27 protein-coding genes, 1 tRNA gene and 1 riboswitch are annotated in these 26647 nt (G+C 72.7%); of the genes, 18 read left to right on the forward strand and 10 right to left on the reverse strand.

Features of this window, described 5'->3' with window-relative positions; all coding sequences use genetic code 11:
- Positions 1-266: 266 nt before the first annotated feature.
- Together ACFRAV_RS07950 and ACFRAV_RS07955 are read right to left on the reverse strand one after the other, a co-directional pair.
- The gene (locus ACFRAV_RS07950; RefSeq protein WP_351113625.1) at positions 267-731 is read right to left on the reverse strand and encodes a RidA family protein; all 465 of its coding nucleotides are present in this window, start codon (positions 729-731) and stop codon (positions 267-269) included.
- Positions 728-886 carry a DUF4177 domain-containing protein gene (locus tag ACFRAV_RS07955; RefSeq protein ID WP_107473408.1) on the reverse strand — a complete coding sequence of 53 codons (159 nt, stop codon included), beginning with the start codon at positions 884-886 and terminating at the stop codon, positions 728-730. Before ACFRAV_RS07955 ends, ACFRAV_RS07950 begins: the two co-directional genes overlap by 4 nt.
- A gap of 114 nt (positions 887-1000) precedes the next feature.
- Here ACFRAV_RS07955 and ACFRAV_RS07960 point away from each other — a divergent pair, with 114 nt between their 5' ends.
- Together ACFRAV_RS07960 and ACFRAV_RS07965 are read left to right on the forward strand one after the other, a co-directional pair.
- The gene (locus ACFRAV_RS07960) at positions 1001-1978 is read left to right on the forward strand and encodes an ArsA family ATPase (RefSeq protein WP_382552577.1); all 978 of its coding nucleotides are present in this window, start codon (positions 1001-1003) and stop codon (positions 1976-1978) included.
- Positions 1975-3474: an ArsA family ATPase gene (locus ACFRAV_RS07965; protein ID WP_382552579.1), complete on the forward strand. Its 1500-nt coding sequence runs from the start codon at positions 1975-1977 to the stop codon at positions 3472-3474. Before ACFRAV_RS07960 ends, ACFRAV_RS07965 begins: the two co-directional genes overlap by 4 nt.
- Before the next feature lie 204 nt (positions 3475-3678).
- Here ACFRAV_RS07965 and ACFRAV_RS07970 read toward each other — a convergent pair whose 3' ends face one another.
- Complete coding sequence (locus ACFRAV_RS07970; protein ID WP_382552698.1) at positions 3679-4020, reverse strand: WhiB family transcriptional regulator; 342 nt, start codon at positions 4018-4020, stop codon at positions 3679-3681.
- Positions 4021-4437: 417 nt separating this feature from the next.
- Between ACFRAV_RS07970 and ACFRAV_RS07975 the strand changes: the two genes are divergently transcribed.
- The gene (locus ACFRAV_RS07975; RefSeq protein ID WP_382552580.1) at positions 4438-6765 is read left to right on the forward strand and encodes a transglycosylase domain-containing protein; all 2328 of its coding nucleotides are present in this window, start codon (positions 4438-4440) and stop codon (positions 6763-6765) included.
- A gap of 139 nt (positions 6766-6904) precedes the next feature.
- Here the strand turns inward: ACFRAV_RS07975 and ACFRAV_RS07980 are convergent, their stop codons facing one another.
- Positions 6905-7369 carry a GatB/YqeY domain-containing protein gene (locus ACFRAV_RS07980; protein WP_382552581.1) on the reverse strand — a complete coding sequence of 155 codons (465 nt, stop codon included), beginning with the start codon at positions 7367-7369 and terminating at the stop codon, positions 6905-6907.
- Between the two features lie 78 nt (positions 7370-7447).
- Here ACFRAV_RS07980 and ACFRAV_RS07985 point away from each other — a divergent pair, with 78 nt between their 5' ends.
- The 4 genes from ACFRAV_RS07985 (at position 7448) to ACFRAV_RS08000 (ending at position 10420) form a co-directional block, all read left to right on the forward strand.
- Complete coding sequence (locus ACFRAV_RS07985) at positions 7448-8383, forward strand: metallophosphoesterase (RefSeq protein WP_382552700.1); 936 nt, start codon at positions 7448-7450, stop codon at positions 8381-8383.
- Positions 8384-8628: 245 nt separating this feature from the next.
- Positions 8629-9402 (forward strand): Pr6Pr family membrane protein, encoded by a 774-nt coding sequence (locus ACFRAV_RS07990; RefSeq protein ID WP_382552583.1) that lies wholly within the window; start codon positions 8629-8631, stop codon positions 9400-9402.
- Between the two features lie 35 nt (positions 9403-9437).
- Positions 9438-9511: transfer RNA gene (locus ACFRAV_RS07995), tRNA-Pro, on the forward strand.
- Between the two features lie 342 nt (positions 9512-9853).
- Positions 9854-10420: a Uma2 family endonuclease gene (locus tag ACFRAV_RS08000; RefSeq protein ID WP_382552585.1), complete on the forward strand. Its 567-nt coding sequence runs from the start codon at positions 9854-9856 to the stop codon at positions 10418-10420.
- Between the two features lie 16 nt (positions 10421-10436).
- On the opposite strand, the gene ACFRAV_RS08005 is transcribed toward ACFRAV_RS08000, so the two are convergent.
- Positions 10437-10829: a hypothetical protein gene (locus tag ACFRAV_RS08005; RefSeq protein WP_382552586.1), complete on the reverse strand. Its 393-nt coding sequence runs from the start codon at positions 10827-10829 to the stop codon at positions 10437-10439.
- A gap of 681 nt (positions 10830-11510) precedes the next feature.
- On the opposite strand from ACFRAV_RS08005, the gene ACFRAV_RS08010 reads away from it, so the two are divergent.
- From ACFRAV_RS08010 to ACFRAV_RS08055, 10 genes are all read left to right on the forward strand, one after another.
- Positions 11511-12077 (forward strand): hypothetical protein, encoded by a 567-nt coding sequence (locus ACFRAV_RS08010; RefSeq protein ID WP_382552587.1) that lies wholly within the window; start codon positions 11511-11513, stop codon positions 12075-12077.
- Positions 12078-12173: 96 nt separating this feature from the next.
- Positions 12174-12785, forward strand: coding sequence for a hypothetical protein (locus ACFRAV_RS08015; RefSeq protein WP_382552588.1), 612 nt, complete (start codon positions 12174-12176; stop codon positions 12783-12785).
- Positions 12786-12864: 79 nt separating this feature from the next.
- Positions 12865-13026 carry a hypothetical protein gene (locus ACFRAV_RS08020; RefSeq protein WP_382552589.1) on the forward strand — a complete coding sequence of 54 codons (162 nt, stop codon included), beginning with the start codon at positions 12865-12867 and terminating at the stop codon, positions 13024-13026.
- Positions 13027-13276: 250 nt separating this feature from the next.
- Complete coding sequence (locus tag ACFRAV_RS08025; protein WP_382552702.1) at positions 13277-14596, forward strand: TrkH family potassium uptake protein; 1320 nt, start codon at positions 13277-13279, stop codon at positions 14594-14596.
- Positions 14589-15296 (forward strand): potassium channel family protein, encoded by a 708-nt coding sequence (locus ACFRAV_RS08030; protein ID WP_382552591.1) that lies wholly within the window; start codon positions 14589-14591, stop codon positions 15294-15296. The genes ACFRAV_RS08025 and ACFRAV_RS08030 overlap by 8 nt, the downstream gene beginning before the upstream one ends.
- A 189-nt stretch (positions 15297-15485) precedes the next feature.
- On the forward strand, positions 15486-16034 hold the full coding sequence (locus tag ACFRAV_RS08035) for a GNAT family N-acetyltransferase (RefSeq protein ID WP_382552593.1): 549 nt from the start codon (positions 15486-15488) through the stop codon (positions 16032-16034).
- Between the two features lie 104 nt (positions 16035-16138).
- A riboswitch (cobalamin riboswitch) is annotated at positions 16139-16325 on the forward strand.
- A gap of 29 nt (positions 16326-16354) precedes the next feature.
- Entirely contained in the window at positions 16355-17131 is a 777-nt protein-coding gene (locus ACFRAV_RS08040) for an energy-coupling factor ABC transporter permease (protein WP_382552594.1), read from the forward strand.
- Positions 17128-17616, forward strand: coding sequence for an energy-coupling factor ABC transporter substrate-binding protein (locus ACFRAV_RS08045; RefSeq protein ID WP_382552595.1), 489 nt, complete (start codon positions 17128-17130; stop codon positions 17614-17616). The genes ACFRAV_RS08040 and ACFRAV_RS08045 overlap by 4 nt, the downstream gene beginning before the upstream one ends.
- Before the next feature lie 5 nt (positions 17617-17621).
- Positions 17622-18374 carry a cobalt ECF transporter T component CbiQ gene (cbiQ, locus tag ACFRAV_RS08050; protein WP_382552703.1) on the forward strand — a complete coding sequence of 251 codons (753 nt, stop codon included), beginning with the start codon at positions 17622-17624 and terminating at the stop codon, positions 18372-18374.
- 107 nt (positions 18375-18481) lie between these two features.
- On the forward strand, positions 18482-19312 hold the full coding sequence (locus ACFRAV_RS08055) for an energy-coupling factor ABC transporter ATP-binding protein (protein WP_382552705.1): 831 nt from the start codon (positions 18482-18484) through the stop codon (positions 19310-19312).
- 84 nt (positions 19313-19396) lie between these two features.
- Here ACFRAV_RS08055 and ACFRAV_RS08060 read toward each other — a convergent pair whose 3' ends face one another.
- Together ACFRAV_RS08060 and ACFRAV_RS08065 are read right to left on the reverse strand one after the other, a co-directional pair.
- Positions 19397-19894 (reverse strand): ATP-binding protein, encoded by a 498-nt coding sequence (locus ACFRAV_RS08060; protein WP_382552597.1) that lies wholly within the window; start codon positions 19892-19894, stop codon positions 19397-19399.
- 145 nt (positions 19895-20039) lie between these two features.
- Positions 20040-21908, reverse strand: a complete 1869-nt coding sequence (locus tag ACFRAV_RS08065) for a S9 family peptidase (RefSeq protein ID WP_382552599.1) — start codon at positions 21906-21908, stop codon at positions 20040-20042.
- Between the two features lie 145 nt (positions 21909-22053).
- Here ACFRAV_RS08065 and ACFRAV_RS08070 point away from each other — a divergent pair, with 145 nt between their 5' ends.
- A complete protein-coding gene (locus ACFRAV_RS08070) occupies positions 22054-22929 on the forward strand; it encodes an SURF1 family protein (RefSeq protein ID WP_382552600.1) in 876 nt (291 codons plus the stop codon).
- A gap of 108 nt (positions 22930-23037) precedes the next feature.
- On the opposite strand, the gene ACFRAV_RS08075 is transcribed toward ACFRAV_RS08070, so the two are convergent.
- From ACFRAV_RS08075 to ACFRAV_RS08085, 3 genes are all read right to left on the reverse strand, one after another.
- Complete coding sequence (locus ACFRAV_RS08075; RefSeq protein WP_382552601.1) at positions 23038-24090, reverse strand: hypothetical protein; 1053 nt, start codon at positions 24088-24090, stop codon at positions 23038-23040.
- A gap of 185 nt (positions 24091-24275) precedes the next feature.
- Positions 24276-24974 (reverse strand): SigE family RNA polymerase sigma factor, encoded by a 699-nt coding sequence (locus ACFRAV_RS08080; RefSeq protein WP_382552603.1) that lies wholly within the window; start codon positions 24972-24974, stop codon positions 24276-24278.
- A 324-nt stretch (positions 24975-25298) separates the two neighbouring features.
- A complete protein-coding gene (locus tag ACFRAV_RS08085) occupies positions 25299-26576 on the reverse strand; it encodes an aspartate kinase (protein WP_382552605.1) in 1278 nt (425 codons plus the stop codon).
- Positions 26577-26647 lie beyond the last annotated feature (71 nt).

Consider the following 26647-nt stretch of genomic DNA (forward strand, 5'->3'; position numbering starts at 1 on the left):
TGCGGACGGAAAGCGCCCTGCCCACGCGGGTCCGGTGGGCGTGGGCCGGAGTGGCCGGGGGTCGGAGAGGCTGCGCGGACCGGGCGGACGCCGGTCCCGAGGGGGGCGGCGCGGACCGGGCGGGCGCGGGCCCGCGGGCGGGACGGCATGGGCAGCGTGCCGTCCCGCCCGGCGGACGCCCCGTCGGCGGGTGTCGCCTCGGCGGGCGCCCCGTCAACAGGTGCCCTATCGGCGGGCGCCCCGTCGACGGGGCGGAGGCGGTGGCGTCAGTCGGTGAGCTCGACCTGGATCTCGACCTCGACGGGGGCGTCGAGGGGCAGGACGGCCACGCCCACGGCGCTGCGGGCGTGGACGCCCTTGTCGCCGAAGACCTCGCCGAGCAGCTCGCTCGCGCCGTTGACCACGGCGGGCTGCCCCGTGAAGTCGGGGGCGGAGGCGACGAACCCGACGACCTTGACGACCCGCGCGACGCGGTCCAGGTCCCCGGCCACGGACCTGACCGCCGCCAGCGCGTTGAGCGCGCAGACGCGGGCCAGCTCCTTGGCCTCCTCCGGCGTGACCTCGGCGCCCACCTTGCCGGTGACCTGGAGCTTGCCCTCGACCATCGGGAGCTGCCCGCTGGTGTACACGTACGCACCCGAACGGACCGCGGGCTGGTAGGAGGCGAGCGGCGCCGCCACCTCCGGCAGCGTCACCCCGAGCTCGGCGAGGCGCGCCTCGACGCTGCTCACGCCTGCTTCTCCCGCTTCAGGTAGGCCACCAGCTGCTCGGGGTTCGGCCCGGGCACCACCTGGACGAGCTCCCAGCCGTCCTCACCCCAGGTGTCGAGGATCTGCTTCGTGGCGTGCACGAGGAGCGGAACGGTCGCGTATTCCCATTTCTTCATGGGGGCGACTTTACCGTCGGCCCCACCCGACCCCGGAGTTGTCCACAGGCCCCCGGTCCCGAGTTGTCCACAGGCCCCGGCGTGAGGCGGCCGGCAATGGTTAGGCTCGACGACGTGAGCAGGCTCCAGGTTGTCAGCGGCAAGGGCGGGACCGGGAAGACCACGGTCGCCGCCGCTCTCGCGCTCGCCCTCGCCACCGGTGGAAAACGCACCCTGCTGGTGGAGGTGGAGGGCCGTCAGGGCATAGCGCAGCTCTTCGGCACGGAGCCGCTGCCCTACGAGGAACGGAAGATCGCCGTCGCTCCCGGCGGCGGCGAGGTCCACGCCCTCGCGATCGACCCCGAACTGGCGCTGCTGGACTACCTCCAGATGTTCTACAAGCTGGGCGGCGCGGGCCGGGCCCTGAAGAAGCTCGGCGCCATCGACTTCGCCACGACCGTCGCCCCGGGGCTGCGGGACGTCCTGCTGACCGGCAAGGCCTGCGAGGCGGTGCGCCGCAAGGACAAGGCGGGCCGCTTCGTCTACGACCACGTGGTGATGGACGCCCCGCCGACCGGCCGGGTCACCCGCTTCCTCAATGTCAACGACGAGGTGGCCGGGCTGGCCCGGGTGGGGCCGATACATCACCAGGCGCAGGCGGTGATGGGCGTCCTGAAGTCCCCGCAGACGCAGGTCCACCTGGTGACGCTGCTGGAGGAGATGCCGGTGCAGGAGACGGCGGACGGCATCGCCGAGCTCCGCGCGGCCGACCTGCCGGTGGGCCGGGTGGTCGTCAACATGGTCCGCCCCGTCCTCCTCGACGGCGACGACCTGGAGCTCGCCGGATCGGTGTCCCGCACCGCGGTGGCCCGGTCGCTCGCCGCGGCCGGGCTGGGCGGGGCCCGGCGCGGCGGGAGCGCGGAAGCTCTGGTGGAGCCGCTGCTGCGGGAGGCCGGGGAGTACGCGGAGCGGTACACCCTGGAGCGCCGCCAGCGGGAGGTCCTGGGAGGCGTCGGGCTGCCGCTCGCCGAGCTGCCCCTGCTGACCGACGGAGTCGACCTGGCCGGCCTGTACGGCCTGGCCGCCCTGCTGCGGAACCAAGGGGTGTCATGAGCCTGGAACCCGAGCGCGAACTCGCCCTCGACCCGCTGCTCGACGATCCGGGGACCCGTATCGTCGTCTGCTGCGGCTCCGGAGGCGTCGGCAAGACGACCACCGCCGCGGCCCTCGGGCTGCGGGCCGCGGAGCGCGGCCGCAAGGTGGTCGTGCTGACCATCGACCCCGCCCGCCGTCTCGCCCAGTCGATGGGCATCGACCAGCTCGACAACACGCCCCGCCGGGTGCCCGGCATCGACGACTCCGCGGGCGGCGAGCTGCACGCGATGATGCTCGACATGAAGCGCACCTTCGACGAGATCGTCGAGGCGCACGCGGACCCCGAGCGGGCCGTCGCCATCCTGGCCAACCCCTTCTACCAGTCGCTCTCCGCGGGCTTCGCCGGCACGCAGGAGTACATGGCGATGGAGAAGCTGGGCCAGCTGCGGGCCCGGGACGAGTGGGACCTGATCGTGGTGGACACCCCGCCGTCCCGCTCCGCCCTGGACTTCCTGGACGCCCCCGAGCGCCTCGGCTCGTTCCTCGACGGCCGGCTGATCCGGCTGCTCACCGCCCCGGCCAAGCTGGGCGGCCGGGCGGGCATGAAGTTCCTCAACGTCGGCATGTCCGTGATGACCGGCACCCTGGGCAAGCTGCTCGGCGGCTCGCTGCTGAAGGACGTGCAGACCTTCGTGGCCGCCATGGACACCACCCTGGGTGGCTTCCGGGGCCGCGCGGAGGCCACCTACAAGCTGCTGCAGGCCCCCGGCACCGCCTTCCTGGTGGTGGCCGCCCCCGAGCGGGACGCACTGCGCGAGGCGGCGTACTTCGTGGAGCGGCTGGCCGCAGAACGCATGCCGCTGGCCGGCCTGGTCCTCAACCGGGTCCACGGCAGCGACGCCGCCCACCTCTCGGCCGAACGGGCGACGGCGGCGGCGGAAACCCTGCTCGCGGAAAAATTGTCGTCCGACCGGATTGTTGATCACACGAGCGGGAAGGCTGCGGGTAACTCGCCCGACACACACAGCAGTTCAACGCTTCCTGCTCCCGACGGACCACCGGATCCAGGCTCCCCCGCCTCACCCCGGTCCGCGGCGCAGGCCCCCGAGGCACAGGTGGCCGAGGCGCCGACTCCCGAGGCGCAGGCCCCGACCGAGGTCGACCGGCTCGCCGCCGGTCTGCTGCGCCTGCACGCCGAGCGCATGCGGCTGACAGCCCGCGAGCGGCGCACCCGGGAGGATTTCACGACGCTCCATCCGGAGGTGCCGGTGACCGAGGTGCCCGCGCTGGCCGGCGACGTGCACGACCTCACGGGGTTGCGGGGCATCGGCGCACGACTGGCCGCGCCCCGTACGGACTCCGCCGGCACGTCCACGACCGCACACGGCGACGCGACGCCCGAGCATGCGGACGTCCCGGGGCAGGGCGATGCTCCCGAGCCGGAGCAGGCGAGGTCGAGGGCGACGACGCCCGAGGACAGCTCCGCACAGCAGGACGCGCCCGCGCAGACCTGAGCGTCCGGACCCCCGCGGCGCCGCGCGGCCCGAACAGCCACCCGGGCACGACAAGCCGCACCGGGACGGCGGAAACGGCGAAGCGGCGGCCCGGGGTCACTGTCCGACCCCGGTTCCCGCCCTCCACTGCCGCCGACAGCGGCGGCTCACCGCGACGCGGCCGTCAGCTCACCGCACCACGGTGCTTCGACCGCACCACGGCGGTCACACCACCGCCGCGTAGCTCTCGTAGGCCTCTTCCGCCTCGTCGAGCGGCAGGATTCCCGCCTCCCGCTCGTACTCCATGCGTGCCGTCTCCAGCAGGCGACGCCAGGAGGTCACGGTCGGCCGGCGGCGCAGCAGCGCTCGGCGCTCCCGCTCCGTCATGCCTCCCCACACGCCGAATTCGACGCGGTTGTCCAGCGCGTCGGCCAGGCACTCCGTCCGCACCGGGCATCCGGTGCACACCGCCTTGGCCCTGTTCTGCGCTGCTCCTTGAACGAACAGTTCATCCGGATCGGTAGTGCGGCAGGCCGCCTGCGCACTCCAGTCGGTAACCCAGCCCATACCGGCGCCGTCCTCTCCCGAATCGAGGCTCCCCCACGGCGGCAGCGGCATATTCACCGCCGCCAGTTGAGGACGTTACGGAAGGCGGACAGAGTGCAACACCCCCGACGGGCCCAATCTTGAATGGCCCGAACGGACTATGGGTAAGCGGCAGATCACCCGGAGGAGTGGCCTGGCGACAAAAACCGCCATCGCGACAGATGCGGACAGACCACTCGTCACGCAAGGGGCATCGATTGACACCGGAGGATGATTCGGGCATCCCCGGGAAGGAGTTCACGCGGTTCCGGAACGATCCGGAGCCGTAGGACGTCCCGACATACGGATCTACAGCTCGCACCGCTGTCGTGACAGCCGGGAGCAGCTTAGGCCAAGGCATTTACCTCTGTCCGGCAAACGAGAACGTAGGCTGCCCTCATGCCAAACAAGCGCTCGGGTGGAGGCCTCTCGCCAGTCCAGCAGGCCGCGAAGTTCCTCGGGATCAGCGTCCTCGCCGGCGGCGTGCTGGCCGGCATCGCCCTGCCCGCCTTCGGGACACTGGGCCTGGCGGCGAAGGGATCGGTCGAGAGCTTCGACGAGATCCCGGCGAACCTGAAGACGCCTCCGCTCAGCCAGCGCACCACCATCCTCGACTCCGAGGGCGGCAAGATCGCGACGGTGTACTTCCGCGACCGCACCGTGGTGCCGCTGAAGAAGATGTCGCCGCAGCTGCGGAAGGCGATCGTCGCCATCGAGGACGCCCGCTTCTACGACCACGGCGCGGTCGACCTGAAGGGCGTGCTGCGCGCGCTCAACAGCAACGCGCGCAGCGGCGAGGTCACCCAGGGCGCGTCCACGCTGACCCAGCAGTACGTGAAGAACGTCTTCGTGGAGATGGCGGGCGACGACCCGGACAAGGTCGCGCAGGCCACCCAGCAGACCCTGGGCCGCAAGATCCAGGAGCTGAAGTACGCGATCCAGGTGGAGGAGGAGCTCGGGAAGAAGAAGATTCTCGAGAACTACCTCAACATCACGTACTTCGGCCAGTCCGCCTACGGCGTCGAGGCCGCCTCGCAGCGCTACTTCTCGAAGTCCGCGGAGGACCTGGAGCTCCAGGAGGCCGCCCTGCTGGCCGGCCTGGTCCAGTCGCCCACGCACTACGACCCGATCGACAACCCCAAGACGGCCGAGAGGCGGCGCAACGTCGTCATCGACCGGATGGCCCAGGTCGGGGACATCACCGAGGCACAGGCCACGGCGGCGAAGAAGAAGCCGCTGGGACTGAAGATCCGCGAGCCGCGCAACGGCTGCATCACCTCCGCCAAGGGCGCCGGCTTCTTCTGCGACTACGTGCGCCGCGTCTTCCTCGACGACCCCGCCTTCGGCAAGGACCGCGAGACCCGCGCCAAGCTGTGGGCGCAGGGCGGCATGACGATCCGCACCACGCTGGACCCACAGGCGCAGGAGTCCGTGCAGGCGTCGCTGAAGAGCCACGTCTACAAGGACGACAAGGTGGCCGCCGCGGCCACGATGGTCGAGCCCGGCACGGGGAAGATCCTGGCCATGGGCCAGTCCCAGCCCTACGGCTCGGACGCCAAGAAGCACCAGACGGTGATCAACTACTCGGTCGACCAGGCCATGGGCGACAGCGGCGGTTTCCCGACCGGATCCACCTTCAAGCCGTTCCTCGCCGCCGCCGCGATAGAGGGCGGCCTGCCGTTGAACAAGGTCTACCCCTCGCCCAACAAGATGCCGTACCCCAAGGTCCAGGGCTGCAAGAGCACCTACAACCAGGGCGAGATGACGCAGAACGAGATCGAGTCGGAAGTCGGCCCGTACTCGCTGCAGGAGGCGATGAAGCTCTCCATCAACACCTACTTCGTGCAGATGGTCGGCGACCTCGGCCTCTGCCCGACGTTGGAGATGGTGGAGAAGATGGGCGTGCGCACCGGCGCGGGCAAGAAGCTGCCTGACGCGCAGCCCTCCGTCATCCTGGGCACGCAGTCGATCTCCCCGCTGACCATGGCCTCCGCCTACGCCACCTTCGCCTCGCGCGGCATGTACTGCACGCCGATCGCCATCGAGTCGGTCACGCAGAAGATCGGTGAGAAGAAGAAGACCATCGGCGTGCCGAAGTCGACCTGCGAACGGGCCATGGAGGAGCGGACCGCGGACGCGGTCAACACCCTGCTCTCCGGGGTCACCGACTCCGGCACCGGCGCCCGCGCGGGCCTCTCCGACCGCGACAACGCGGGCAAGACCGGCACCACGGACGCCCGCAAGAACGCCTGGTTCGTGGGGTACACCCCGAACCTGTCCTCGGCGGTGTGGCTGGGCGACCCGATGCAGCAGCAGTCGATGGTCCGCATCACCATCGGCGGCACCTACTTCGACAAGGTCTCCGGTGGCGCGGGCCCCGGCCCGATATGGCGGCAGGCCATGACCGGCGCGCTGCAGGGCAAGGACGCCCCGGCCTTCAACAAGGTCCACATCCCGGCCGACAAGCCGAAGGACAAGGACAAGGGCCGCGACGGCAAGCCCGGTGGCGGCCTCTTCGGCGGCATGTTCGGCGGCGGCAACGGCAACGGTGGAAACGGTGGGACCGACGGCGGCCTGACGACGAACGGCGGGACCACGACGGACGGCGCGCTGACCCTCGGCGGTGTGACCGGCGGCGACCTCACCGGAGGCGCCACGGGCACCGACCCGACCACCACCGGCGGCTTCGTCCAGGGCAACGACAACGGCGGCGGCAACGGCCCCTGAGGCCCGCGCCCCGCCGCTCCCCGACGGCCTCAGGCCCCCGGCGCAGGCGGCGTGACAGCACTCGGCCCCTCACCGCACGACGCGGTGAGGGGCCGAGTGTCGTTGTGGAGCGCGGACGCGGGCCCGCGCGGCGCGGGCGTCAGCCCAGGAGACGCGACTTCACCGCGGCGGCCACCCGGCCGCCCTCGGCACGCCCGGCCACCTTCGGGTTCACGATCTTCATGACCTGGCCCATGGCCCTGGGGCCCTCGGCGCCGGCCGCCCTGGCCTCCTCGACCGCCTGGTCCACCAGCCCGTTCAGCTCGTCGTCGCTCAGCTGCTGGGGCAGGTACTCGGCGAGGAACTCGCCCTCGGCCTTCTCCCGCTCGGCGCTCTCGGGACGGCCGCCCTGCGCGAACGCCTCCGCGGCCTCACGCCGCTTCTTCGCCTCACGGGTGATCACCTTGAGGACCTCGTCGTCGGAGAGCTCGCGCTTCTCCGTACCCGACACCTCCTCCTTGGTGATCGCGGTCAGGGTGAGGCGGAGCGTCGAGGAGCGCAGCTCGTCGCGCCCCTTGATCGCCGCGTTGAGGTCTTCCTGCAGCTTCGACTTGAGCGTGGTCATGGCTTGATTGTCGCAGGTGTGTCGCAGCGAACGCCCCTTGATTTACGGTCCTGCGGGCACCCTGAGACGATGGACGGCATGCGCGCGCTCTACAAGGTCCCCCTCGGCATCACCGCGGCGGCTGCCGCCGGTCTCGTCTACTCCGCCGGGTTCGAGGCCCGTGCGTTCCGGCTGCGGCGGGTGACCGTTCCGGTCCTGCCCGCCGGGATGCGCCCGCTGCGCGTCCTGCAGATCTCCGACATCCACATGGTCAGCGGGCAGCGCAAGAAGCAGCGCTGGCTGCGGTCGCTGGCCGGGCTGCGGCCCGACTTCGTCATCAACACCGGCGACAACCTCTCCGACACCGAGGGCGTGCCGGAGGTGCTGGACGCGCTGGAGCCGCTGATGGAGTTCCCGGGGGCGTACGTCTTCGGCTCCAACGACTACTACGGTCCCAAGCTGCGCAACCCGGCCAAGTACCTGGTCGAGAAGGTGCAGGGCAAGCACGGCCTCAACGGCAACGAGCCCGCCACCGGTGCGATCCACAACCCCTGGGAGGGGCTGCGGGACGCGTTCGACGAGGCGGGCTGGCTGAACCTCACCAACACCCGCGGCACGCTGAAGGTCGAGGGCGTCTCGGTCGAGCTGACCGGGCTGGACGACCCGCACATCAAGCGGGACCGGTACGACGAGGTCGCGGGCGGCCCGTCCGGCGCCGGTGACTTCGCCATGGGCGTCGTGCACGCGCCCTACCTGCGCTCGCTGGACGCGTTCACCGAGGACGGCTACCCGCTGGTCCTCGCGGGCCACACGCACGGCGGGCAGCTGTGCATCCCGTTCTACGGCGCCCTGGTCACCAACTGCGACCTCGACACCGACCGGGTGAAGGGCCTGTCCACCCACACCGCCGGCGGCAACACGTCCTTCCTGCACGTCTCGGCGGGCTGCGGGGCCAACCGGTACACGCCGTTCCGGTTCGCCTGCCCGCCGGAGGCGACGCTGCTGACGCTGGTCGCGGAGGACTGGGCGCGCTGACCCGAGGCGGAGGTCCGTCCGCGCGACAGCGCCCGTCGACCCGATCCCCGCACCCCCGCGCCTCCGCACCCCCGCGCCTCCGCAGCTCCACTTCCGCGAGCCGCCTCGACCGTGGCCGCCGCAGTCTCGACCGTGGCCGCCGCAGTACCGCACGACCGGGACGCCGCATCACTTCCGTGGTGCGGCGTCCCTCGTTCGGCCGCACGGAATCGCCCGATATGCCCAGTAACGCCTAGCGTGAGGGCATGACCGCTCCCATACCGAGGGACATACCGGACCTCCCCGCCGTTCCGGGCTGGGCCAAGATCATGCCGTCGTACGTCCCGCCCACAGCCGTCATACCTCCGGCCCGCCGACCCCTGACCGCCCTGTTCCGCCTGGGTACCGCGCTGGCCGCGGCGGGCGGCGTGACCGTCTGCATGGTGCTGGGCCGCCCGCTCCAGGCGCTCACCCACTTCACCGTGCAGGCCAACATCCTGCTGGCCCTGGTCCTCGCCGTCTCCGCCCAGCGCGCCTGGAGCGCCGGCCGCCCGGTGCGCCCCGGCCTCACCGGCGCCGCGCTGCTCTACGTCCTGCTGGCCGCCCTGGTGCACGCCTTCGCCGTCCCGGGCCGCCCCGCCTTCTCCGACCCCGGCCCCGGCGGCCGCTGGGGCCTCGCGGCGGCCCTGCTGCTCACCGTGGTCACGCCGCTCGCCGCCCTGCTGGACTGGCTGCTGCTGAGCGCCCCCCGCACCCTGCGGCTCCGCCACGCCACCGCCTGGCTGCTCTACCCCCTCGTCTACCTGGGCCTCGCCCTGGTCCGGAGCACCCTGCTCCCGGCCGACGCGCCCGGCCGCGCCCCCTACCCCTTCCTCGACGCCGCCCACAACGGCACCCTCGCCCTGGTCGGCAACGCCCTGCTGTTCGGCCTCACCTGCTACGGCCTGGGCGTCCTGCTGGTCGCGGTCGACCACCTGTGCCCCGGCTTCGTCCGCTGCCGCCCGAAAACCGGATTTCGCCTCAGGCCGCCGGTGGGCTAAAGTAAACGTCGTCGCCGCGGGAACGCGGAGACGATCGGGGTGTAGCGCAGCTTGGCAGCGCGCTTCGTTCGGGACGAAGAGGTCGTGGGTTCAAATCCCGCCACCCCGACAGTGAAATACCAGTTCAGGGGCCTGATCCGCGAAAGCGGGTCGGGCCCCTGAGTGGTTTGCGGGGTGCGCTTGGGAGCCATTGGGGAACCGCGCATCTCCGAGCTTGTCGATGCATCTGGCCTCGGCCAAGGCACTCGGCCCCCTCGCCGGCACGCTCCTGTCGGACGCGGGTTGAACGATCCGACGCCGAGGCCCGCGGCCTGTTGTGGACAAGCGCGCCCGAGGGTGCGCGCTGACGAAGAAGGTCGGGCCGACGGTGGGTCGGCCGGGAAACCGGTGGGAGACAGTACTCTGAATCCGGCGGGACCGGGCCTGCCGCACAGTGCCTGGGAGGTGCGTCATGACTGCCGAGATGGTGGCTCCCTCATGGATGCATGAGCAGATCACGGCGGAGGAGTACGACTCCTGGTCCGAGGAGCAGTGCGCCGGGATCGAGGTCGTGGACGGGATGGTCGTCGTGAGTCCGAGCGCGTCCAAGCGGCACAACCGGCTGGCCCGGATCCTGGCGAACGCCCTGGACGCCGCCGCCGGTCCGGACTGGAACGCCGACACGGACTTCGACGTGCGTCTGCAGGACGTACCTCTCACCAACCGGCGTCCCGACGTGGTCGTCTACCGCGCGGACACGATCGACGTCACGCCCACCCGTCCCGAGCACGTGCTGTTGGTGGCGGAAGTGGTCTCGCCGGGCTCCGAGACCACTGACCGGATCGTCAAGGTCGACCAGTACGCCAAGGCCGGCATCGCCTTCTACTGGCGGATCGAGCAGGCCGTGACGGGCGTCCCTCTCGTGTACACGTACCTTCTCGATCCCGCGACCAGGACCTACCGGGAGGGTGACGTGTTCGCCGGCGTCCTCAAGGTCGAGGCCCCCTTCCCGTTGGAGACCGACCTCGGTCAGATCTGACCGGCGAGCCCGCTCCTCAGCGGACCGGCATGCGTGAGCCATGCTGGAGCGGATGGGACAGCACGTACTCCGGGGACGGGGCCGGGCGCTCCCGTCGGAGGAGATCGAGCCAGCGATCGATGTACCGGGCCTCGGCCTCGCGGTCACCCTCGACGGCCAGCCACTCATGGGCGGCAGTGATCATGTGCGTCTCGGCCTGATGCGCCTCCGCAGGCCGGAGTTCGACCCGATCGGTCAGTTCGCCCCAGAGGTTCGCGAGCCGGTACAGGGCCTGGTCCCCTGCGTCCACCGGGAACCCGCTGACGAGGCCCAGGAGCTCCAAGGCCGACTCGTACGGCGCTGCATCGCTGCTCAGCATGCCGGTGGCACACACCCTGACCGCTGTGCGAAAGGCCTCCGAGTCCGTCATGGCGTAGAGAGTAGGCGACGTAGCAGGCGTGCGATGTGAGTCGCTCACGACTCCGGCCGCCGAAGAGGTAGTCGCCCGTCAGCTCCGCGGGGTCACCTCCCCCTCCGCCCCTGGAGACCGATTTCGCGGGTGCGATCCTTTGTGGATGGCAGACGCGCGGCTACCCGAGGGCTGGACCCTTCGGCGGATCCGGGAGGTGTCGGGGGATCGGGAGGCTGTCGCCCTGGATCCCGGCCGGACGGTGCGGTGGGTGGCGGGCGTCGGAGATCCGGAAGCGCTGCGCCCGGAGATCGTTCTCGGGTTCCACGGCCTGTGTCTGGTGAAGCCCGTCGGCGACGACGACTGGTACATGGGCAGCCTGTACGACGACGGCAAGCGTCGACTGCTGGACCGCCTACGACGACCTGTACGAGGCACTGCGGGGCCTCTGAGGGCTCCGGGCAGGGCCAAGGGGCCGAGGGGACGGTGCGCGGTCGGCTCTGGCAGGTGGTGTCGCTGGCCATCGACGAAGCCCGGTCGTCGGTTGGGTCCCGGACGCGTTCTCCGGGCCGCCCCCGTACAGGCCGGGGATGCAACCATTCTCTTCAGAGCTGGAACCCCCGGTAAGCCGACCGCGCGGTCGCGAGGTTAGCGGGAGGCACTGACAACGGGGCTGTGCGGCAGGCGTGTTCGGGAAAGGTCATGACCCTGTCACCGCAGCGCCCGCTGGGGGCCGGCTGCCGCACTCTGGTCCTCCACGTACTCGCGTCCACCTCGGGGGAAACCATGCGCATCCGTATCGCCACTGCGGCCGTCGCCGCCGTACTCGCCGTCACCGCTGTGGGCTGCGACAGCGGCGGTGACGGCAAGGACGACATGGGCGCTCCGGCACCGGCGGCGTCGAGCGCGGCGGGCAGCAGCGCCCCGGCAGAGGACGGGGCCGAGGACGGGGCCGGCGGCGACACCGCTGCCGGCGCCTCCGGCAGCCCCGCGCCCGAGGCGTCGGACGCCGCCCTGCCGCCCGAGCCGCAGGGGGCCGCCCGGGCCGACGTCATGCGGGTCGTCTTCGACGTCGACGTCAGCCTCTTCAAGGACGAGGAGAAGGCGATCTACGCGGCCCGCAAGCAGTGCGCGGCTCTCGACAGCGGGGTGGCGGACCCGGACCACAGCGCCGCCGAGCTGTTCTCCTACAACGGCATCACGCCCACCGACGAGGACGGAAGCCACCTCAACTACGGCCTGCGCAGGACGCTCTGCCCCGCTTCCTGATCCGGCGTCCGCCGAACCGAGACCGTACGGAGCTCGACTCCCGGCGGGGGCGGGGCGAGCCTGGGAGCGAGGCGTTCACGGCGGAGGGGGACCGCGATGAGACGTACGCGTGCGGTGGTGTGTCTGGTGCTGGGGCTCGGCTTGGTGAGCGGGTGCACTCCCGCCCACCTGACGCTGGTCGCGGTGACGAACCGGGAGGACGGGCGGCCGGTGGCCGTGCTGCAGCCGTGCGACGACGGGAGCGAGCCCATTACGGCCATGCGGCTGGAGAGTTGGCCGTCCGGGTCGACCGGTGCCGGGACGGACGACGCCGGAACGGAGGGTGCCGGCGAGGACAGTGCCGGGCCGGACGACGCCGGGACGGAAAGCGCCGGTGGGGACGACGCCGGGGCGGAAGGTGCTGGCCAGGACCGTGCGTCCGTGGAGGACGGCGGTTGGGAGGTGCCGCGGGGGATGACGCATCGCGGGCGGGCCGTCATCCCCGTGCTCTCCCCGCCGGACTCCTGGCTGGTGGAGGGAGGTGGTGGGCGGGAGCTCCTGCCCGGGCGGACGTACTCGCTCTCCTTCTACTCGTACGACGGGGAGTACTACGGCGACGGCGCCTTCACCGCCGACGACCTGGCGTCCCTTCGCCCCGGGCAGGTCTGGGCCGCGGGCCGGGCGATGAGCGTCGACGAGTTCGCCGACCAGGTCGGCGAGGTCTGCTGACGGCCTCGCCCCGGGGCCGGGCCGCCGGTGTGGTGGGGGCAGCCCTCCGTGCGGTCGGGGGTGCGGGCGTGACGTCCGGGTGAGCAGCAGGCGGGCCGCTGACATCCGTCCCCGCTCCGCCCGCGAGGACCGCGAGGACCGCGAGGACCGCGAGGACCGCGAGGACCGCGAGGACCGCGAGGACCGCGAGGACCGCGAGGACCGCGAGGACCGCGAGCGGGCCCGTCCGGCCGCTCGGTGACGTGACCCTGCCGGGCCGGGCGGGCCCCTTCCGGACCGGGCGGGACCCCCGGTCGGGGGAACCGGCGCGGCAGACGGCAGGATCCGGCGCGAGGGGGCCGGGGAGGTGTGCCTACCGTCGGCGGGTGAGAAGAGTCGCGGCGCCCGTCCCGACGGCCGGGCCGGGCGGGCAGGACCTACCGGGAGGGCCGGCGGGATCACGGTGGCGGCCCCGGCGGGGGCCCGGTCCGCGGCGCGGGCTGCGGCCGCGGCTGCGGCACCCCGCGCAGGTGGTGGTCGCCGGCTTCGCCGCGGCCGTCGCGGCGGGCACGGGGCTGCTGATGCTGCCTGCCGCCAAGGCGGGACCGGGTGGCGCCGGGCTGCTGGAGGCACTGTTCACCGCGACGTCCACGGTGTGCGTGACCGGCCTGGTCGTGGTGGACACTGCCTCGTACTGGAGCGGCTTCGGGCACGTGGTGATCCTCGGGCTCGTGCAGGTCGGCGGCTTCGGGATCATGACGTCGGCGTCCGTGCTGGTCCTGCTGGTCTCGCACCGGATGGGCCTGCGCGCGCGGATGACCGCGGCGACGGAGACCAAGACGCTGGGGCTCGGGGACATCCGCGCGGTGGTGACCGGCGTGGTGAAGGCCTCCCTGGCCGTCGAGGCGGTGACCGCGCTGGCGCTGACGCTGCGGTTCGCGACCGGCTACGACGAGCCGTGGCCGCGGGCGGTGTGGCTGGGGGTGTTCCACGGCGTCTCCGCGTTCAACAACGCCGGCTTCGCGCTGTACTCCGACAGCCTGATGTCCTTCGTCACCGACCCGTGGATCTGCGTGCCCGTCGCGCTGGCGATCATCACCGGCGGGCTCGGCTTCCCCGTGCTGTTCGAGCTGCGCCGCCGGTTCCGCCGGCCCCGCACCTGGTCGGCGCACACGAAAATCGCGCTCTGCGGCACCGGCGTCTTCCTGGTCGGCGGCTGCGCCTTCGTCACCGCGGCGGAGTGGTCCAACCCGGCGACGCTGGGCCCGCTGGACGTCCCCGGGAAGCTGCTGGCCGGGTTCTTCCAGGGTGTCATCCCCCGCACCGCGGGGTTCAACAGCGTCGACCTGGCCGCGCTGCGCCCGGTGAGCTGGCTCGGCATGGACGTGCTGATGTTCGTCGGCGGGTCCAGCGCGGGCACGGCCGGCGGCATCAAGGTCACCACCTTCGCGGTGCTGTTCTTCGTGCTGTACACGGAGATCCGCGGGGAGAGCTCGGTGAACGTCTTCGACCGCCGCCTGTCCGCGCCGCTGCTGCGCCAGGCGCTGACCGTGGCACTGCTGTCGGTGGCCGCGGTCGTCGTCTCCACGATGGCCTTCATGGTCTTCGCCGAGCACGGCCTCGACCGGTCGCTGTTCGAGGTCGTCTCCGCCTTCTCCACCACCGGGATGTCCACCGGCATCACCGCGCGTCTGCCCGTCGGCCTCCAACTGCTGCTGGTGGTGCTGATGTTCGTCGGGCGGCTCGGGCCGATCACCGTCGCGTCCGCGCTCGCCCTGCGCCATCGCGTCCGCCTGTACGACCTTCCCGAGGAGCGTCCCGTCATTGGCTAGGAAGTTCATCCCCAGCAGACAGCGCAGGCAGCGCAGGCAGCGGGCCGGCCACCGGGACGCCGTGGTGGTCGTCGGCCTCGGCCGGTTCGGCCGTGCCGTCGCGAAGGCGCTGGTCGAGGCGGACACCGAGGTGCTGGGCATCGACGCCGGTCAGGACGTCGTGCAGGCGCTGTCCGGGGTCCTCACCCACACCGTGCGGGCGGACTCCACCAAGGAGGACGCGCTGCGGCAACTGGGCGTGCAGGACTTCGACCGGGCCGTCGTCGCCATCGGCTCCAACCTGGAGGCGAGCATCCTCACGGCCTCGCTGCTGGTCTCCTTCGGCATCAAGCACGTCTGGGCCAAGGCGACCAGCGAGGAGCACGGCCGGATCCTCTCCCAGCTCGGCGTCCACCACGTCGTCCTGCCCGAGCACGACATGGGGCAGCGGGTCGCCCACCTGGTCCGCGGCCGCATGCTCGACTACATCGAGTGGGAGGAGGGCTTCGCCATGGTCAAGACGAATCCGCCGGCCGGGATCGTCGGCGTCCCCCTGGGCGAGAGCGACATCCGCTCCCGCTTCGGGCTGACCGTCGTCGCCGTCAAGCGTCCGGGCGAGGCCTTCACGTACGCGACGCCGGCGACGGTCCTGGGACCGGGGGACACGATCATCGTCGCCGGCGGCACCCGGGAGACGGAACGCTTCAGCGAGCTCCGGTGAGAGACCCCGGGGGATGAGGGTCGCCGCCAGTAGAGTCGCCCGGCGAAAATCGGACTGACATCCGGTCGGGATGGAGGATGGAATGCACCACGAGGACGTGCACCGTGCACCGCGCACCCTCCGCGGCACTCGCGCACCCGGCGCCGGTGCCACCGTGTGTTTCCGGCCAGGCCAGGAGGTCACCCCCGCATGAGTCATCACGCGTCGCCCTTTCCCGAGCGGATGGAACTGACCGGGGAGGGTCTGGTCCTCCGGGACTGGACGGAGGACGACCTGGCAGCGATGCCGGCGTTGTTCGACCACCCGGACATCGCCTACTGGACGCCCATCGTCTCCCCCTTCGACGAGTCGGCCTCGCGCGCACGGCTGGTGCGCACCCGTGAGCTGCGGGCCGAGGGGACGACCATCCTGCTCGCCATCACGCTGGACGGCGGGGCCCCGCTCGGCGAGGTGATGCTGCGCCGGGCTCCGGAGGGCGTGGAGATCGGCTACGCGGTGGGACCGGCGCACCGCGGGCAGGGGCTGGCGGCCCGGGCGGTGCGGGTGATGGCGGCGTACGCCTTCGAGGAGCTGGGGGCGGAGCAGGTGATCCTCGAGCTGGAGGCGGAGAACGCGGCGAGCGTCGGCGTCGCCACCAGGGCCGGATTCCGCCTGCTGGACGTGCCCCTGATCGAGGGTGAGGAGAAGGGACGGCCCTTCGTCCTGCAGACCTGGGGGCTCGACCGCGGGAAGGACTGAACCCGCCCCTCGGCCCTTGCGGCGCCTGCGGTGCGGGGCGCGTCGGGTGGTCGCGGACGCCGGTGGCCGGATCGGGCTCGCTTGTCAGTGGGCGGGATGCCGGATTACTGTCACAAGGTCTTGGTGAACGGGAAATCCGGTGTGATGCCGGTGCGGCCCTCGCCACTGTGATCGGGAAGTCCGGCTCCGGCCCTCGCGGGCAGCCACTGGGTCCTCACGGACCCGGGAAGGCGGAGCACGGGCGTGTGGTACCCGTCAGCCAGGAGACCGGCCAAGGCGCGTCGTCCATCCACGAGGTGCTGGAGAGGGTCTGCTGAGCCATGCACATAGCCGAGGGGTTTCTTCCTCCGGCGCACGCGATCGCCTGGGTTGCCGCGTCTGCGCCGTTTGTCGTCCACGGAGTTCGTCAACTCACCCGTGAGGTGAGGGAACATCCCGAGAGCACACTGCTCCTGGGAGCTTCGGGCGCGTTCATGTTCGTCCTGTCGGCACTCAAGTTGCCGTCGGTGACCGGTAGTTGCTCGCACCCCACGGGGAGCGGGCTGGGGGCGGTGCTGTTCCGGCCCCCTGTGATGGCGGTGCTCGGCACCGTCACGTTGTTGTTCCAGGCGCTGTTGCTCGCCCACGGCGGGCTCACCACACTCGGCGCCAACGTCTTCTCGATGGCCGTGGTCGGCCCCTGGGCGGGGTACGGCGTGTACCGGCTGGCCCTGCGGTGCGGGGCGCGGCTCGCGGTGGCGGTGTTCTGCGCGGCGTTCGTCGCCGACCTCAGCACGTACTGCGTGACCAGCGTGCAGCTGGCGCTGGCCTTCCCCGACCCGGTGGGCGGATTCGCGGGCGCGCTGGGCAAGTTCGGGTCCATCTTCGCGATCACGCAGATCCCGCTGGCGGTCAGCGAGGGGCTGCTCACCGTGCTGGTGGTGCGGCTGCTGGCGCAGTCGAGCGCGGGTGAGCTGGCCCGGCTGGGCCTGCGGACCGCCGGGCTCGGCAAGGCCCGGACCGGGGCTGGCACGAACACCGCCGCGGGCACCGGCGCGGGCACCGGCGCGGGCACGAACACCGACGCGGGCACGAGCACCGGGGCGGTGTCGCGATGAGCCGGAACCTGCGGATCAACCTGCTGCTGGTGCTGACCGTGGCCGCCATGGCGGTGTTGCCGGTGGTCCTCGGCATGGGCGACCACAAGCCCGAGCCGTTCACCGGGGCCGACGCCGAGGCGGAGGTGGCGATCCAGGAGATCGACCCGGACTACCGCCCCTGGTTCTCGCCGGTGTACGAACCGCCGTCCGGCGAGATCGAGTCGGGGCTGTTCGCGCTGCAGGCGGCGGTGGGGGCGGGAGTCGTCTCCTACTGCCTGGGCCTGTGGCGCGGGCGTCGGCAGGGCGAAGCCCGGGCGGCCGCGGCCGCGAGTACCCCGGCGGGCACGGCTGCCGCCGGTGAGGTGGCCGCTCCGGCCGCCTCCGTGGACGCGGACGCCATCGCCGCCCCCGTCGACGCCGGCACCGTGGACGCGGACGCCGGCACCGGTGCCGGAGCCGTCACCCACGACGGCCGGAACGACGCCGCGACCAGGCGGGTTTGACGCCTGTGCTGTCGATCGACGCGGCGGCGCACGGCAGTTGCTGGCGCCGCCGTCATCCTGTGGACAAGGCGGTGCTCGGGTTCGGGCTCACGCTGCTCGCCGTCGTGCTGCCGCCGTGGCCGGGCGCCCTGCTGGTGCTGGTCACCGCCCTGGTGGTGCTGCTGGGACCCGCGCGGGTGCCGGCCGGGCGGCTGTGGCGGGCGTACCGCGCGCCGCTCGGGTTCTGCGTCACCGGCGCGGCGACGCTGCTGGTGCGGGTCGGCGGGCCGGACGGCGCGGTGCTGGGCCCGGCGCCCGACGGGGCGCTGCGGGCCGGTGAGCTCCTGTTGCGGAGTTCGGCGGCCTCGCTGGGGGTGCTGGTGTTCGCGTTCACCACGCCGATGTCGGACCTCTTGCCCCGCCTGGTGCGGGCGGGGGTGCCGGCGGCGGTGGTGGACGTGGCGGTGGTGACGTACCGGATGGCGTTCCTGCTGCTCGACTCGGTGCGACAGGTCCGGCAGGCGCAGGCGGCGCGGCTCGGGCAGCGGACCAGGGCCGCGGCCTGGCGCTCGCTGGGCGGTCTGGGGGCCACCGCCTTCGTGCGGGCCTTCGACCGGGCGGGCCGGCTGCAGAGCGGCCTCGCCGGACGGGGGTACGACGGGACGCTGCGGGTCCTGGTCCCGCCCACCCGGGTTTCCGGGGGCTTCGTCGGCGCGAGTGTCGCGCTGCTGACCGTGATCGTCGTGCTCGACGCCGTGCTGGAAGGACGTCTGTCGTGAACGGGACGAGCGGAACACCCGGGGACGGGGCGAGCACGGAGGACGCGGCCGCGGGGGCGGGGGGCCCGGCAGACGTCGCGGCGGGAGCGGACGTCACGGCCGCGCCACTGGTCGCCCTGCGGGACGTGTCCTTCGGGTACGAGGACGGCCCCCGCGTGCTCGACGGCCTGGGCTTCGAGGTCCGCGAGGGCCGCGCCCTGGCCCTCCTCGGGCGCAACGGCAGCGGGAAGACGACGCTGATGCGGCTGCTGAGCGGCGGGCTGCGGCCGCGCTCCGGCCGGGTGGAACTGGAGGGCGGGCCGGTGTCGTACGACCGCGCCGGGCTGACCCGGCTGCGGTCCACCGTGCAGCTCGTCGTGCAGGACCCGGACGACCAGCTGTTCGCGGCGTCGGTCGCGCAGGACGTCTCGTTCGGGCCCCTGAACCTGGGGCTGCCGGAGGCGGAGGTCCGGGCGCGGGTCGACGAGGCGCTCGCGGCGCTGGACATCACCGGGCTGGGCGACCGCCCCACGCACCTGCTGTCCTACGGGCAGCGGAAACGGGCGGCCGTCGCGGGGGCGGTGGCCATGCGGCCGCGGGTCCTCGTGCTCGACGAGCCGACGGCGGGGCTGGACCCCGACGGGCAGGAGCGGCTCCTCGCGACGCTGGAGTCGCTGCGGCGCGGGGGGACCACGGTGATGATGGCCACCCACGACGTGGACCTGGCGCTGCGGTGGGCGGACGACGTCGCGCTGCTGACCCCGGCGGGCGCGCGGGTGGGACCCGCCGAGGAGTTGCTGGCGCGGGCGGAGGCGCTGCGGGAGGCGGGCCTGCGGATACCGTGGGGCGTCGCGGTCGGGGCGGCACTGCGCGGACGCGGCGGCGGGGCGGGCGCGGGCTTCGTCCCGCGCACCGCGGAGGAGCTGGCCCGCTGGGCGGCGGAGGGAGACCGGACGTAGCCCAACCTCCCGCCCCCGGCCCCGCGGCTCCCGGTCCCGCCCTCGATGCGGGCCCCAAGTCCCCGCCCTCCCCGCCCAGTCGGCTCAGCCGGTCTTGATCTCCGCCCAGACGATCTTGCCGATCGGCTGCCGGGGCTGCGAGCCCCAGCGGACGGCCAGCGCGTCGACCAGGAGGAGCCCTCGCCCCGACTCGTCCTCCGGCGCGGCCTGCGCGGCGACGGAGGGCGGCGGGGTCTCGGAGGCGTCGATCACCTCGACGCGGGCGAGGCCGCCGAGTTCGTCGACGACGAGGCGGAGCGCGAAGTCCCGCCCCGGCACCCGCCCGTGGCGCACCGCGTTGGCGGCCAGCTCACCGACCAGCAGGGCGACCGCGCAGGACAGGTCGGAGGTCGGTGGGAACCCCCACTCGGCCAGCCGGCGCACAGCGCAGTGCCGGGCCTGCCGGGCCCCGCGGGGCGAGGACCTGAACTGGGAGGCGAACACGAGGGGTTCGGCACACCCGGGACCCCCGGCCGCCGGCGCGTGCCGCTCGGGCACGCGCCGCTGGGGGTTCTGGTGGGAGCTGGTCGAATCTGTGAGCACGGCCTATCCGTATCCCGCAGGTGAGGCGTTGACGCATCGGGGAGTGAACGAATCGTGACTTTACGTATACCGAGGCGTCGTCGGCCACTACGGACAGTTCACGGACAGGCGGACGAACGGGCAGGCGCGGACCGGCCGGACGGCGTCAGCCCGCCGCCGGCGCCGCGCCCGCACCGGCGTCCCGACCGGCGTCCGCACCCGGCAGGTGCCGTGCCGCGAAGTCCAGTTCGAGCCGGACCTGCTTGATGCGCTCGTCGACCACCAGCGAGCCGTGCCCCGCGTCGTAGCGGTAGACCTCGTGGACCGCCCCGCGGCCCTCCAGGCGCTTGACGTAGTTCTCGACCTGCCGGATCGGGCAGCGCGGGTCGTTCACCCCGGCCGAGAGGTAGACCGGCGCGGTGACCCGGTCGACGTAGGTGATCGGGGACGACGCCTCGAAGCGCTCCGGGACCTCCTCCGGGGTGCCGCCCAGGAGCGTGCGGTCCATGGCCTTCAGCGCCTCCATCTCGTCGTGGTACGCCGTCACGTAGTCGGCGACCGGGACGGCGGCGATGCCGACCGCCCACGTCTCCGGCTGGGTGCCCAGGCCGAGCAGGGTGAGGTAACCGCCCCAGGAGCCGCCGGTCAGGACCAGGCGGGCGGGGTCGGCGAGGCCCGAGGAGACGGCCCACTCGCGGACCGCGGCGATGTCCTCCAGCTCGATCAGGCCCACCCGGTGCTTGAGGGCGTCCGTCCACTCCCGGCCGTAGCCGGTGGAGCCGCGGTAGTTGACCCGGACCACCGCGTACCCGTGGTCGACCCAGGCCGCGGGGCCGGCAGCGAAGGCGTCGCTGTCGTGCCAGGTGGGGCCGCCGTGGATCTCGAAGACGGTGGGCAGCGGGCCCGTCGTGCCGGCCGGCTTCTGCACCAGGGCGTGGATGCGGCCGCCGGGGCCTTCCACCCAGACGTCCTCCACCGGCACCGACTCGGGGGCCTTCATGCCGGGCGGGTCGAGCACCACGCGGCCGGAGGTGGAGCGGACCACCGGCGGCCGGGCCGCGGAGGACCAGAGGTACTCCACGCTGCCGTCGGGGCGGGCGGTGGCGCCGGAGACCGTGCCGGGCGGCGTGTCGATCTCCTCCAGGGCGCGGCTCGTCAGGTCGTAGCGGAACAGCTCGCTGCGGGCCTCGAAGCTGTGCGCGATCAGCAGCGCGGAGCCGTCCGGGTACCACTCGGCGCTCACGTCGCCGGGCAGTTCCAGGGCCAGGTCGGTCTCCTCGCCGGTGGCGACGTCCCAGACCATGGGCTCCCACCGGCCGCGGCGCTGGTGGCCGACGAGCAGCCGGGCGTCGCCGTCGACCGGGGCGAAGCCGAGGACCTCCAGGCCCAGTTCGACGGTGCCGGCCTTGGTGTCGTCGAGCTCGGCGACGGTGCTGCCGTCGGGGCGCAGCACGCGCAGCGCGGAGTGCATGGCGTCGCCGTGCTCGGTGTGCTCGACGGCGATCAGCGAGCCGTCATGGGACAGGTCGCCGACCCCGGCGGACTCCGCGTGCCGGTAGATCTCGACCGGGTCCTCGCCGTCCCGGGCCAGGTGGATGGTGGTGCCCTCGTCGTCGGCGGAGCGGCCGACCACAGCGGTGCGGCCGTCCCTGCCCAGGGCGAGACCGGCCGGGTAGGAGGGCTCCAGGCCGGGGACGGCCTCCTCGTCGGGGCCGCCGTGGAACGGCTGGCGGCGCCAGACGCCGAACTCGTCGCCGTCGGTGTCGTCGAACCACCAGATCCAGGCGCCGTCGGGGGTCAGCGTGCCGTCCGTGGTGCCGTTGGGGCGGTCGGTGACCTGGCGCTGGGCGCCGGTGGCGCGGTCCCAGGCGTAGAGCTCGTAGGTGCCCGTCGCGTTGGAGACGAACAGGGAGCGGTCGGGGGCGTCCTCCGCCCAGTCGGGCAGGGACAGGCGCGGGGCCCTGAACCTCTTCTCCCAGTCGGGCATGGTCGTGGGCGTCTCCGGGGCCTCGGCGTGGCCGGTGGTGTCAGTCATGGCCCCATAGTGCCTGCTCGGCGGGCCGGGGCGCGGGGTGGTGCGGACACCGGTTCCGGCGGCCTCGCGGCGGCGGCTCCCGAGGGCCGGGCGGGCGGGCAGCCCGGCCCCGGGGACCGGGCGGGGCCCCGGTACCGTGGGTGGGGTGTACCGGTTCCTGCTGACGCCCCGCTGGTGGGGGATCAACGTCTTCGTGCTGCTCGCCGTGCCGTTCTGCGTGTTCATGGGGACATGGCAGCTGGACCGGTTCGAGACCCGGGTGGACGGCCACCGCGACGCGACGGCCCAGGCCGCCGAGGACCGCAAAGCCGACCCGAGCACCGCGCGGCCGCTGGCCGAGCTGCTCCCCGTCGACAAGCGGACGGTCGGCGACCAGGCCACCGTCACCGGCCGGTACGGCGAGCAGCTGCTGGTGCCGGACCGCGAGGTGGACGAGCGGCGCGGCTCCTACGTGCTGACCATGCTCCGCACCGGCGACGGCAGGGCGCTGCCCGTGGTGCGCGGCTGGCTGCCCGGTACGCCCGACGCGGCCGACGTGCCCGCCCCGCCCGCGGGCGAGGTCACGGTGACGGGCGCGCTGCAGGTGTCCGAGGTGCCCGGCCAGAACGGCGTGCCCGCGGCCGGCGGCCTGCCCGCGGGGCAGACCGGCGCGATCAGCGCCGCCTCGCTGGTGAACCTGGTGCCGTACGACGTGTACGACGCCTGGGTCGTGCTCAACAAGGGCGACGCGGGCATGAAGGCGGTACCGCCCGCGGCCGCGCCCGGCAGCGGGCTGGACCTGAAGGCCTTCCAGAACCTGGGCTACACCGGCGAGTGGTTCGTCTTCGCCGGCTTCGTGGTCTTCATGTGGTACCGGCTGCTGCGACGCGAGGCGGAGTTCGTCCGGGACGCCGAGCTGGGCATCCTCCCCGAGGACGCGGACGACACCGCGAACGCCTCCGACGCCGCCGGAGCCCTGGCCACCACCGGGCGGACCCCGGAAACGCAGGAGCGGCGGGAGTCCGCTCCCGCCGCTTCCTGATCGCTGCCCGGAACCGGTCCGGTCCGATCCGGTCCGGTCCGGTCCGATCCGGCCGGGTCCGGGCACCCCGCCCGGACGCTCCGCCCCGCCCCGCCCGGGCCGCGGGCCTCAGCTGCCCGCGAGGATCCCCGTCCGGTACACCGTGCCCGCGCACGCGCCCGGGACCGTCACCGAGGCCGCCGCGCCCGCGGCGTCCGCGCCCTGCGGGCGGTAGCTGACCACGACGCTGCCGTCCGCGTTCGCCTGGCTCTTGCCCAGCTGCGTCGACACGCCGTCCTCGGCGCCCTCGTTGCCCGTCGAGCCGACCCGGCCGTCGGTGCTGCCGCCCACGGTGGGAGGCGCGCTGGTGCCGCCGTCCTGGCCGCCCGTCGCATCGCCGCCACCGCCGTCCGTCCCGCCGGACGTCGTCGGGGACTCCACCGGGTCGTCGGTCGGGCAGGAGCCGGAGGCGACCCAGGAGACGCGTATCTCGTAGGAGTTGCCGGGGGCGAGCAGCAACTGCTCGTACTCCTGCTGGTCGCCGGCCTGCCGGACGACGGCGATCCGGGCCGGGTCGGCCGCGCCCAGGGCGCTGACCGAGACGGTGCCCGGGTCGCTCACCGAGCAGCCCGCGATCGAGGAGTTGTACACGCGGAAGACGCCCGAGACGCTGCCGTCGGCGCCGACCGGGCCGAGCTCCCCGACGGGGGCCGACAGCTGGGCCGCCGTGCAGGTGGGGGCGGACGCCGGGGCGCTCGCGTCGGCGCCCGCGTCCTTGCCGCCCTTGCTGTCGCCGCCCCGGGACCCGACCTCGTCGGTGACGCCCGGCAGGCCGGGGAGCGCGGTGCCGGCGGTGACGCCGGTGTGCAGGTCGTCGCCCTGGCCGCCCTGGACCTCGGTGCTGCCCGACGCGCTGCCGGCGCGCACGTCCTCGGCGGAGCCCGCCGTGGAGACGTGCACCGCCGCGGGGACGGCCGTGCCGGCGAAGAGGGCGGCCGCCGCCATGCCCACCAGGGCCTGGCGCTTGCGGGCCCGCCGGGCGGGCACCGCGTGCCGGAGGTAGTCCAGGGTGTCGTCGCTGGGCTCGAGCACGTCGACGGCCTGGTGGAGCAGCCGTCGCAGCTCCGCCTCGTCCGGACCGAGCCCGGACCCGAGGCTCTGTTCGTCGGGGCGTTCGTTCACAGGTTCGTTCCCACCGTGCGGTTCGTGCGGGCTGGGTTGCGGGCTGGCGGCGCTCGGGCTCTGCGCCGTCGGACCGCGGTCCGACGGGAGCCAAGGATGCCAGGAGTGGCGGGTGCGGCGTACCCGTGACGGCCGGGAACGGCCGAAAGCGGTGCGCCGCGCCAGGTCGTCGTCGTCGGGAGCGCTCATGCCGTCGCTCCCATCGCGACGCGCAGGGCGGCGATGCCGCGGGAGCCGTAGGCCTTCACCGAGCCCACGGATATGCCCAGTGTCTCGGCGACCTGCGCCTCGGTCATGTCGGAGAAGTAGCGCAGCACCAGCACCTCGCGCTGGCGGCGCTGCAGCCCCTTCATGGCCTTGATCAGCGAGTCGCGCTCCAGCTGGTCGTAGGCGCCCTCCTCGGCGCTCGCCATGTCGGGCATCGGCTTCGACAGCAGCTTCAGACCGAGGATGCGGCGGCGCAGGGCCGAGCGGGACAGGTTGACGACGGTCTGGCGCAGGTAGGCGAGCGTCTTCTCCGGGTCACGGACCCGGCGGCGGGCCGAGTGGACCCGGATGAACGCCTCCTGCACCACGTCCTCGCAGGACGCGGTGTCGTCGAGCAGCAGCGCCGCGAGGCGCAGCAGCGACCGGTAGTGCTCCCGGTAGGTCGCGGTGAGGTGGTCGACCGTGGTTCCGGCCCCGGCCACCGCCTCGGCGGAGCCGGTGGCCTGGGACGGCATGAGGCCGTCACCCTGCCGGGGAGCGGGTACACGTGCGCGACGCGCCGACGGCATGGGCGCGATCACCGGCATGCCGCCCGGCGTACCGCCGGGTCTGGGGGACCGGCGAGGGCGCAGGCCGGCGTTGCGTGCCGCCACGGGGAACTCGAGAACCTCTGCCACGCCCGTTGGACGTCCCGACCCCCCTGAGGGTTGTACGCCCTCGTCGAACGCGTCCCGAAATCTTTCATGCCCCGCTCTTCCCCAATACGTCGACCGTCCCCCGGAACGTCCCCCCGACCGCCCTGACAGCGAAAGGGAAATCTTCGGACGGGACAGCGGCCGAGGCAAGAGGCGCCGGCCGGACCGCACACACGTCCGCCCCGATCATATAAAGCTCATGGCCGCCGGCCAGGGGTTTCATCGCCCGAAGAAAGCGGACGAGGCCCCCCTTCCCTCATCCAAGGACGAGGAAAGACGGGCCCCGGTTCCGGCGAAGGCGCTGCGTCAGCGGCCGGTGCCGCCGTAGACGACGGCCTCGTCGCTGTCCGAGTCGAGACCGAAGGCGCTGTGCACGGCGCGCACGGCCTCGTCGACCACGTCGGCGCGGGTGACCACCGAGATGCGGATCTCCGAGGTGGAGATCAGCTCGATGTTGACGCCGGCCCGGCTGAGCGCGTCGAAGAAGTCGGCGGTGACGCCGGGGTTGGTCTTCATGCCGGCGCCGACGAGGGAGATCTTGGCGATCTGGTCGTCGTAGCGCAGGGAGTCGAACGCGATGGCGGTGCGCGCCTTCTCCAGCGCCTCGATGGCCTTGGGGCCGTCGGACTTCGGCAGCGTGAAGGAGATGTCCGTCAGGCCCGTGGAGGCCGCCGAGACGTTCTGCACGATCATGTCGATGTTGATCTGCGCGTCGGAGATCGCGCGGAAGATCGCCGCGGCCTCGCCCGGCTTGTCGGGCACGCCGACGACCGTGACCTTGGCCTCGGAGGTGTCATGGGCGACACCGGAGATGAGCGCCTGCTCCACCTGCTGCTCCCCTTGCTCAATGGGCTCGTTGCTGACCCAGGTGCCGGGCAGCCCGCTGAAGGACGACCGCACGTGGATCGGGATGTTGTAACGGCGGGCGTACTCCACACAGCGGTGGAGCAGCACCTTGGACCCGGACGAGGCCAGCTCCAGCATGTCGCCGAAGGAGATCCGGTCGATCTTCCGGGCCTTCTTCACCACGCGCGGGTCGGCGGTGAACACGCCGTCGACGTCGGTGTAGATCTCGCAGACGTCCGCTTCCAGCGCGGCGGCGAGGGCGACGGCGGTGGTGTCCGAGCCGCCGCGGCCGAGGGTGGTGATGTCCTTGGTGTCGAGGCTGACGCCCTGGAAACCGGCGACGATCGCGACGTTGCCCTCGTCCACGGAGGCCTGGATGCGACCCGGCGTGACATCGATGATGCGCGCCTTGTTGTGGACCGAGTCGGTGATGACACCCGCCTGGCTGCCGGTGAAGCTCTGCGCCTCCTGGCCCAGGCTCTTGATCGCCATGGCCAGCAGCGCCATGGAGATCCGCTCTCCGGAGGTCAGCAGCATGTCGAGTTCGCGACCGGCAGGGATCGGCGACACCTGCTCGGCGAGATCGATCAGCTCGTCCGTCGTGTCGCCCATCGCGGAGACCACGACAACCACCTGGTTGCCGCTCTTCTTCGTCTCCACGATCCGCTTGGCGACGCGCTTGATGCCCTCGGCATCGGCTACGGAGGAACCTCCGTACTTCTGCACGACAAGGCCCACGTGCGCTCCTCGCTCGCTTCCGTCTCTAGCCGCGCGCACAGGTGTGCGGCGGTCGATTCAGTCTAACGAGC

Source organism: Streptomyces sp. NPDC056600 (genome assembly GCF_042792855.1).
Taxonomy (GTDB): domain Bacteria; phylum Actinomycetota; class Actinomycetes; order Streptomycetales; family Streptomycetaceae; genus Streptomyces.